Origin of the sequence: Ruminococcus sp. CAG:379, assembly GCF_000434255.1 — a bacterium.
Classification (GTDB): domain Bacteria; phylum Bacillota; class Clostridia; order Oscillospirales; family Ruminococcaceae; genus Ruminococcus_F; species Ruminococcus_F champanellensis.
In genome coordinates this window covers 22,458-24,012 of sequence record NZ_FR894901.1, presented here as the reverse complement: position 1 = coordinate 24,012, position 1,555 = coordinate 22,458, and the positions used below count along the sequence as shown (strand labels likewise).

Below are 1,555 nucleotides of genomic sequence, written 5' to 3'. Positions count from 1 at the left end.
CTGACTGTCCAGCCGGTTTCTGTATTCCCGGGTTCTCTTGTCCACTGACGAGCCACCGTCAGAAACCAATGGTATAGCAAAAAACAGCGGCACTGCATAAACGCCATGCAGAGCCGCTGTTTGTATATTTACACAGGTTGATCAATCAGTGCCGCCCACTGGTTGATCTGCGGTGTGTTCAGAATATCGTAGATGGTAAGCGTGACACCGAACTGTTGACGAATCCGGGATAAAAGCCGGATGGCAGTGATGGAGTTTCCGCCCATAACAAAGAAATCATCTTCCGGCGTAATATCCGGATTCTCAAACAACTCCCGGCAAAGCGTCAGCAATGCCGCTTCCGTTTCGGAGTCAGGTGCAGCCGCCGGTTCTGCTTTTTGCAGGGGTTTCACATCCATGTGCCGGAGCGCCGGTATATCCACTTTTCCGTTTTGGGTGATGGGCATGGATGGGATCTGCACCAGCTGCGCCGGGATCATATAGGAGGGCAGCCGCTCCTTCAATTGTTGGATCAGTGTCTGTGGATCCAGCTCTGTCCGGGCGGTGTAAAAGCCGGTCAGCGCCTTTGTATGATCGGATACCAGGACAGCGCCTGTGCATACCCCCGGCAGGGATTGCAGTACCTCCTGGATTCCTTCCAGTTCAATGCGCTTGCCGTTGATTTTCACCTGTTGATCCATTCTGCCCAGGATCTTCACCGTGCCCTCCGGCAGGTACATACCCCGGTCGCCGGTGTTATAGACCCGTCGCCCCTGGAACAGGGTGAATTTCTTCTGGTTTTCCTCCGGCAGACCGATATAGCCTGGCGTGACACCCATGCCCTCTACGAACATGATGCCCTCTGTCAAGGGCGGACACAGGCTGCCCCGTTCATCCAATACAAAGTAGTTGGTGTGGGGGATGGGCTTGCCGTAGGGGATGAAGCTGCCTTGTAGGTCGGCATCCGTGACTGTGTGCCAGATATTCCACACAGTGGTTTCAGAGGGGCCGCCTACGCTGGTAAGCCGGGCATTTACGAAGCTATGCCGGATCTGTTTTGCAAGGGGCACCGGGATCCAGTCCCCGCCGGTGAGAATGTTCCGTAGGCTGGCAAATGCGGTTTCCGGATGGGGAATCTCCGCCGCCAGCAGGATCTCCAGAAATGCCGGTACGGAATTCCAGAAGGTGATCCCGTAAGCGGCAATCAGTTCTGCCCAGTGGCAGGGATCCTTCTCCCGTTCCGCATCCGGGAACACTACAGCGGCGCCGGAAATCAGAGAGCCGTACAGATCAAAGACGGACATATCGTGACAGTAGTTGGTGATGGCCAGCAGCCGATCCCCTTCAGTCAGATTACAGTATGCTCTGGTTTCCAGCAGGCAGTTTACCAGACCGTCCTGCCGGAGGGGGATGCTTTTGGGCATGCCGGTGGTGCCGGAGGTGTTGATGATGTAGGCAATATCCTCGGGTGCGGAGGGCTGAAAGGCGATGGACTTCCCATCGGAGGAGGGGACGCTGTCCAGATTCACCAGAGTGATATCCGACAGACGGCGCAGCTGGTCTGCCCATCGGCTGT

Annotated in this window: 1 protein-coding gene; it reads right to left on the bottom strand. The window is 56.1% G+C overall.

The annotated features are described in order from the left end of the window. Positions 1–128: 128 nt before the first annotated feature. On the bottom strand, positions 129–1,555 hold a 1,427-nt coding region (locus QVO51_RS07290; RefSeq protein ID WP_288167982.1), incomplete at its 5' end, for a non-ribosomal peptide synthetase.